The organism is Albidovulum sp., assembly GCF_049646345.1.
In the GTDB taxonomy this organism is placed as follows: Bacteria; Pseudomonadota; Alphaproteobacteria; order Rhodobacterales; family Rhodobacteraceae; genus Albidovulum.
Genome location: NZ_JBARVQ010000610.1, coordinates 1 through 6,099, shown reverse-complemented (window position 1 = coordinate 6,099; position 6,099 = coordinate 1). Strand labels below are relative to the sequence as shown.

The following is a 6,099-nucleotide window of genomic DNA, read 5'->3' as shown; positions in this document are numbered from 1 at the left end:
CTCGCCTGCATCGCGCCGATTGCCATGTCGCGGCGGCGGTCGTTGCCGGCGGGCCAGAGTATCGTGAACCCCTTGACCCGGCCGTCGGCCTGCGCGGCATAGGTGTAGGAACTGATCTCGGCATTGCTGCCTTCCAGCGTAAAGCTCGACTTGCCCAACTCGCGCGGGCCGGACAACGGCACGATTTCCAGCGTCTGCATGATGTCATAGAGCCCGGCCAGCGTCGCCTGATCCCCCGTCTGGCTGATCAGCAGGACGCGCACGCCGCTGTCGCCCTTCGCGCGGTAATGAACGAAGGGAGGGTCATAGCGCTCGAATTCGACCATCGCCATCGGCAGGTCCAGTTCGATCCCGGCCTTCGCGTCAAGGACCCGCGCAAGACCCACGGAATTCAGGACATCGCGGTAACTCGTCACCAGATCGCGGCGCTGCGCGGTGGTCAGAACGCCGGTCGGCTCGAACCGGTTGGCATCCTGCCACGCTGCCATCGCAGTGCGGGTGCCCGGTCCGATCGCGCCGTCGATGCCGCCGCTGTAGACGCCGTTCCACTGTAGCGCCCGCTGTATGTCCTCGCGCTCTGCCTGTGACAAAAGCCGCTCTCCGTCGCGCGCTTCGGCGACGCTTTCCTCGGTCGGCAACAGCGGGGCGGGGGCGGCTGTTTCCTCGATCTGCGCATCGGGCAACAGCAACGGCGCGGGTAAGGTGACTGCACCCACCGGCCAGAACTGCTGCCGAAAATTGCTGCCATCGGCGATGAAACTGTCCCGCGGAATCCGGCCCGACGCGCGCAACCGCAACAACTGGTCTTCGGCATCGACAGGGGTGAACGGTCCAAGGGCAATGGCATACCAGCCAGAATTCAACGCAAAGCCGTTCACATATTGCAGGCCGCTTGCATATTCGCGGATACGATCCTGAGCATCGCTCAGGCTCCGCTTTGCCTCGATCTGCACCCAGGTTGCCTGCGCCGATGCGCTGCCTGCCAGAACAGAGACCGCCAGAAAGAGTATACCAAGTAAAGACTTCATCATTTATTCACTGCCCGTTGTCCCAAAACTTCGAATCCGGGGCAGAGTCTAGGGGGAGGCGCTTCGGATTGCACGCCGGTTTTGCGCCGTGTCGATTGACGCTTGCGACCCCGGTCCCTAACACTCCTGCCACCAGCTTTCACATCTGATCCGCCGGAGACAGCGATGCCCGACCCTACACTGGACCCCGCCGACTGGGGCGCTCTGCGTGATGCCGCCCACGACCTTCTGGACCGGTCGCTTGACCGGTTGCAGTCGGCCCGGGATGGACGCGTCTGGACGCCGCTGCCCGACGGCATGAAGGCCGGACTGAAAGCAGGGTTGCCCGCCGAGGGCATGCAGCATTTCGAACTGGCCGAACGACTCGCCTCGCTGCTTCCCTACGGGGTCGGCAACACGCATCCGCGCTTTTTCGGCTGGGTCCATGGCGCGGGCAACCCCGGCGGCGTGCTGGCCGAGATCGTGGCCGCGGCGATGAATGCGAACCTTGGCGGCCGCGACCACGGCGCGATCTATGTCGAAAAGCAGGTGCTCGACTGGTGCCGCGCGATGATGGGTTTCCCGGCCGACAGCGGCGGGCTCATCGTGTCTGGAACCTCCATGGCGACCATCATCGCGTTGAAAGCCGCGCGTGACGCAAGGATCGGCCCCGACAGCCGCACCAAAGGGGCAGGGGGGGTGCGCCTGACCGGCTATGCGTCCGCTCAGGCGCATTCCTGTGTCGCGCGGGCCTTCGACATGCTGGGCCTCGGGTCGGACGCCCTGCGCATCGTGCCCTGCCTTGACGATTTCACCATGGACCTCCGCGCGCTTCGCGGAATGATTGCAGAGGATACTCGATCCGGTCTGACCCCCTTCGCCCTGATCGGCACCGCCGGATCGGTCAACCTTGGCGCCATCGACGATCTTGCGGGCCTTGCCGACATCGCAGCCAACAAGGGCCTGTGGTTCCATGTCGACGGCGCCTTCGGCGCCACCGCGATCCTGTCCGACCGCGTCCGCCCGCGCCTGAAGGGGATGGAACGGGCCGACAGCCTCGCCTTCGATTTTCACAAATGGCTGCATGTCAATTACGACGCGGGCTGCGTACTGATCCGCGACCGGGACGCGCATCTGCGCGCCTTTTCCGAACGCCCCGATTACCTCGCGCCTTCCGCGCGCGGTCTGGCCGCCGGTAACCCGTGGCCGGTCGATTTCGGCCCCGAATTGTCGCGCGGCTTCCGCGCACTCAAGATCTGGGCGCATCTGCTGGAACATGGCACCGACAAGCTTGGCGCCGCGATCACCCGTAACGTGGAACAGGCCGCATGGCTTGGCGCCAAGATCGACGACACTCCCGGGCTCGAACTGCTGGCACCGGCGACGCTCAACATCGTCTGTTTCCGCTACACCGCCGACGGGACAGCGGACCCGGATGCGCTGAATGAAGCCATCGTCATCGCGCTGCAGGAAAGCGGCACCGCCGCGCCCTCGACCACGCGGATCAACGGCAAACTCGCGATCCGCGTGAACCTGACAAACCACCGCACCACGCGGCCGGACCTCGACCTCCTGCTGTCGGAAGTCCTGCGCCTTGGCGGGGAACTCGGCACGCAATGACCGGCCAGCGCGGGCCTGCATCAATTCGATAGAGCCACGGGCGGTTTTGCATTAGCCTTCGTTCAGGCACCACGAACTGGATCGCCAAGGCGCTTGCGCCACCGGCAGGGCAGCAGGCAAAACCGGGGCTTTCGAACGGCCACATGGGGCCCGCGAATGCCATGCAAAATGAAAGGTTGGACATGCTGACTGAAAGTTTCACATCTCGCCCGCAGGGAAAAATTCCCAACAGCCGGTTTCCGCTGCTGGTGCATCGCAATGCGATCCCCGGCGGTGGGGCAGAGGCGGTAAAGGCACGGTTCCGGGAAAACGGGTGGTCGAACAACTGGGATTATCCCGGGGTCTACACCTATGCCCATTTTCATTCGACAACCCATGAATGCCTTGGCTGCGCGAACGGTTGGATGGAATTCAGCCTGTCCGTCGGTGAAGGCGGCTGGACGCACCTGCGCATCGCGGCAGGCGACGTGATTGTCATGCCCGCTGGTGTCAGCCACGAAATGCTCAGCCAGTCGGATGACATCCACATGTGCGGCGGATATCCCGACGGCCGCGACTGGGACGACATCCAGGAGGCTTTTCTGAGTGACAAGGACTACAAACGCGCCTGCAAGCGAATCATGATGCTGCCAATTCCCGGCCTCGACCCCGCAACGGGCCAGCCGATGGCAGAATGGCATGCCGCGCCCTCATCGGTTGATGGCGGCTGGAACGACTGGCGGACAAGCCTCGACGCAACCTCCTAGGGCGCAGCGGCCCGCCCTGATCGCTCAGGCTGCGTCAGCCGACAGATCCAAATGCCGTGAAATGCCGGGGGCGCCATCTGGCGCGCCCGGCCGCAGATCAGCCTCAGCCGACGACGTTATACCCGCGCTGGCGCATGCAGTTGCGAATGATCGTTTCCTTGTTGGAATTCTGCTGGAGCGCCCCGGCGGTCACCCCGGCAAGCGCGCCCACGGCGGCCGCATCACGCACGTTGGTGCCTCTGTTGTTGAAAATGGCCGTGCCCGTCGCGGCGATCCCGGCACCTGCAAGCGCTGCCCCGGCGGTGTTGGAATCAAAGGCACCCTGTCTCGCAGCGAGGTTCTGGCACGCCGCAAGGTCTTGGTTGTAGTTTGGTCCGACGGGACCATCGATGACCGGCTGGAAATTGGCACCGGTATTGGAACACCCTGCAACCAGAGCGATGATCGGAATAGCGATAAATGTTCTTACATTGCGCATAGTGGGACCTTTCGACAACAGGACAATGAGATTCTGCGAACCGTTCGGAGACAATTCGCGCCAATCCCGGAACACATAGCGCATGCACCCGGCGCAAATCAATCGCCGTCGATCATCGGCGCAACTGCGGCACCGGGACGCGTTTGGGCCGCGACCTGCCCGGTGGACTTGTCCGATCCCGAGGTTCACCTATCTGTGTATCGGTACGGGCGGCAGCCCCAACAGCAGAAACAAGAGGGAAAGAGGTATCAATGAGCAGCCAGCAGGCCGAGGCAGTCCAGTCAAAGGGCAGGGAATACGTCGCCCCCTGGGAAAAAAGCTTCGGCAAGATCCTGACCCCGTTCGAGGAATTCCTGCATCGGCAGACCACCGGCGGGCTCCTGCTGATGGGCATGGCGGTGCTGGCCATGGTGATCGCCAACAGCCCGCTCGCGCCGCATTACGAACAGATCCTCAAGACCTATGCGACCGTCGGCTTCGGCGACTGGTCGATCAAGATGTCGTTGCATCACTGGATCAACGACGCGCTGATGGCGGTGTTCTTCTTCGTCGTCGGCCTTGAACTCAAGCGGGAATTTCTTGTCGGAGAGCTTGCCGACCTGCGCAAGGCGATCCTGCCGATTGCCGCGGCCATCGGCGGCATGGTCGTGCCTGCACTGTTCTATTTCATGCTGAACCCCGATGGCCCTGCGGCGGCGGGCTGGGGCGTTCCGATGGCAACCGACATCGCCTTCGCGGTCGGCGCCATCGCGCTTCTGGGTAACCGGGTGCCGCCCGCACTGGTCACGTTCCTCGTCGCGCTTGCCATCGTCGACGACCTCGGCGCGGTGATCGTCATCGCGATCTTCTATACAAGCTCGATCAGCCTTGCCCCGCTCGGCGCCGCCTTCCTGGTTTTCGGTTTGCTGCTGGCGCTCAATTTCGGCGGCATCCGCAATTCGTTCCCCTATTTCATCCTCGCCGTGGCGATGTGGTACTTCATGCTCCTGTCGGGCGTTCATGCGACCATCGCCGGGGTTCTTGGGGCGATGACCGTTCCCGCGATCCCCAAATACGACCCCGAAAGGTTCAGCGCCCATGTGCGCAAGCTGATGAAAACCTTTGATGAAAACCACAAGCCCGGCGAAAGCATCATGACCAACGTGGCCCTGCGCACCCAGGTTCAGGCGCTCGAAAACAGCGTTCTGCGGGTCGAGGCGCCACTGCAAAGGCTCGAACATGTCTGGCACGGTCCGGTGGCCTTCATGATCATTCCGATCTTCGCGCTGGCCAATGCCGGAATCCCGATCTCCTTCGGCTCGCTGGGTGAAACGCTCAGCCACCCGGTCGTGCTTGGCGTGTCGCTCGGCCTGATCTTCGGCAAACTCCTCGGCATCACGCTGGCCAGCTACATCGTGCTCCGACTCGGGATATCGCAATTGCCCACCGACACACGGTTCAGCCAGATCATGGGCGCATCGCTTCTGGCGGGGATCGGTTTCACCATGTCGATTTTCGTCGCGCAGCTTGCCTTTGGCGACCAGCCCGAACTGCTGCTCATGGCCAAGACCGGCGTGCTCGGCGCTTCGTTCATCGCCGGGGTCAGCGGTTTCATCTGGCTCTATCTCGTCGGGCGTCCGGGGGCCGCATCCCGCCCGGCGTGACCGGGCGGGGCTGGCATCCCCCATCAGTCGTCCGCAAATATCCCCGCCGGAGGCTCCCGGTTCCCGCCAGACGCGGAACCGGGCCTCAGACCCTAATACCAGCCAAGCGGAAGCTTTCCTTCCAGTTCTCGGCATCCCTGGCCAATGCGCAGGAGCGCACATGCGCACGGACAAACCTGGCATGATCAAAGCCTTCCGGAGCCTGATCCAGAATGCGCCTTGCTTCATCTGTTCGCCCCAGTCGCGCAAGCGCGGCGGCCTCGTAAAGCCGGACCACATAGGGCGGGTCGGGCATCATCTCCATGACGGCCAGACTTCCGGCATAATCCCCCATCAGGTGGCGCACCTCCATCAGGCTCAGGTACAGGCCGGGCGAAAGCTGATGCTCAAGCGTCATGGCCCTTTCGAGCATGGCAGAGCCCTTCGCGTGTTCGCCGCAATAGGCCAGGATCATGCCGTGGATCATCAGCATCTCGCTGTCACGCGCACTGACCGAGGCCGCAATCTCTTCATAGCGCAGCGCGGCTGCCGGTTCGCCCAGCAGGAACAGGGTCATCGCGGCCCGTTGCAGAATGAACGGATCGCTGCGGTCGATGATCAGGGCC

General features: G+C 63.4%; 6 protein-coding genes. 3 read left to right on the top strand and 3 right to left on the bottom strand.

The window, feature by feature from the left end:
• The coding region (locus WBB85_RS15965; RefSeq protein WP_432639589.1) for a peptidoglycan-binding protein at positions 1 to 1,031 on the bottom strand (1,031 nt) is incomplete at its 3' end.
• 162 nt (positions 1,032 to 1,193) lie between these two features.
• Between WBB85_RS15965 and WBB85_RS15960 the strand changes: the two genes are divergently transcribed.
• Together WBB85_RS15960 and WBB85_RS15955 are read left to right on the top strand one after the other, a co-directional pair.
• Entirely contained in the window at positions 1,194 to 2,627 is a 1,434-nt protein-coding gene (locus WBB85_RS15960; RefSeq protein ID WP_432639588.1) for a pyridoxal phosphate-dependent decarboxylase family protein, read from the top strand.
• Positions 2,628 to 2,809: 182 nt separating this feature from the next.
• On the top strand, positions 2,810 to 3,373 hold the full coding sequence (locus tag WBB85_RS15955; protein WP_432639587.1) for a hypothetical protein: 564 nt from the start codon (positions 2,810 to 2,812) through the stop codon (positions 3,371 to 3,373).
• Positions 3,374 to 3,476: 103 nt separating this feature from the next.
• Here the strand turns inward: WBB85_RS15955 and WBB85_RS15950 are convergent, their stop codons facing one another.
• Positions 3,477 to 3,851, bottom strand: a complete 375-nt coding sequence (locus WBB85_RS15950; RefSeq protein WP_432639586.1) for a glycine zipper family protein — start codon at positions 3,849 to 3,851, stop codon at positions 3,477 to 3,479.
• A gap of 251 nt (positions 3,852 to 4,102) precedes the next feature.
• Between WBB85_RS15950 and nhaA the strand changes: the two genes are divergently transcribed.
• The gene (nhaA, locus tag WBB85_RS15945) at positions 4,103 to 5,494 is read left to right on the top strand and encodes a Na+/H+ antiporter NhaA (protein WP_432639585.1); all 1,392 of its coding nucleotides are present in this window, start codon (positions 4,103 to 4,105) and stop codon (positions 5,492 to 5,494) included.
• An 85-nt stretch (positions 5,495 to 5,579) separates the two neighbouring features.
• Here nhaA and WBB85_RS15940 read toward each other — a convergent pair.
• Positions 5,580 to 6,099 (bottom strand): hypothetical protein (locus tag WBB85_RS15940; protein ID WP_432639584.1); only part of this gene is annotated, 520 nt, incomplete at its 5' end.

Bases quoted from the DNA above. Each gene is read 5' to 3' on its own strand.
- WBB85_RS15960 (WP_432639588.1), top strand. From the start codon at position 1,194: ATGCCCGACCCTACACTGGACCCCGCCGACTGGGGCGCTCTGCGTGAT.
- WBB85_RS15955 (WP_432639587.1), top strand. From the start codon at position 2,810: ATGCTGACTGAAAGTTTCACATCTCGCCCGCAGGGAAAAATTCCCAAC.
- WBB85_RS15950 (WP_432639586.1), bottom strand. From the start codon at position 3,851: ATGCGCAATGTAAGAACATTTATCGCTATTCCGATCATCGCTCTGGTT.
- nhaA (WP_432639585.1), top strand. From the start codon at position 4,103: ATGAGCAGCCAGCAGGCCGAGGCAGTCCAGTCAAAGGGCAGGGAATAC.